The following is an 842-nucleotide window of genomic DNA, read 5'->3' as shown; positions in this document are numbered from 1 at the left end:
ATTTAGACCAGAATTGCTATGTAGGCCGAAATAATCAGCTCAATTATCACTTTGGGAGTGGCTCTTTGATGTCGTGTTTCTTAAGCTTCTGCGCAACAATAAATAACTGAAAGCGAGTAGGCATTGAACGACGCACAAAAGGCTTTAGCGCAGTGGCGTGAACAAGGAAGATTTTTTGAATTTGAAGGGCATCAGGTGTTTTATCAGGATTCACAGGATGCCAATAAACCAGTTTTAGTAATGTTGCATGGCTTTCCAACATCGAGTTGGGACTGGCAAGAAATATGGCCAAGGTTAACGCAGTATTTTCGCGTGATTACCTTCGACTTCTTAGGATTTGGTTTTTCAGACAAACCTAACTTGCCGAAATATTCGATCATGATGCAGGCGAGTATTGCTGAAGCTCTCGTGAATGCGTGTGGTGTTGCGGAGTACCATTTACTTGCACATGATTATGGTAATACCGTTGCGCAGGAACTTTTGGCTCGCAATCAAGAGAATCCAGATGCCAAGATATTGTCTTGTGTATTCTTGAATGGCGGATTATTTCCAGAAGTACATCGCCCTTTATTAACGCAAAAATTGCTGCGTAGTCCGTTTGGGAAGTTTTTCGCTCGTATGGCGAGCCTTAGAAGTTTTGTCAGTAGCTTTAACACGATCTGTGCGGTGAAATTGCCTAAAGATTTATTGCAAGAACATTTCAACTTGTTAGCGCGTGAGAACGGTCGCCATTGCATGGTTAAGCTAGTGGGGTATATGGATGAGCGTGCGCTTCACCGAGAGCGCTGGGTTGGCAGTGTAGTCAATAGTGCAATTCCACTACGCTTTATCAATGGCGTTGA

Annotated in this window: 1 protein-coding gene; it reads left to right on the top strand. The window is 43.3% G+C overall.

What is annotated here, in order from left to right:
* Positions 1 to 123 precede the first annotated feature (123 nt).
* Positions 124 to 842, top strand: a 719-nt coding sequence (locus A3738_RS14880) for an alpha/beta fold hydrolase (RefSeq protein ID WP_068763680.1), incomplete at its 3' end; no start/stop codon positions are given.

Source organism: Oleiphilus sp. HI0066, from assembly GCF_001635725.1.
The sequence above is the reverse complement of the archived record's forward strand: the minus strand, read 5'-3'. Positions and strand labels throughout refer to the sequence as shown.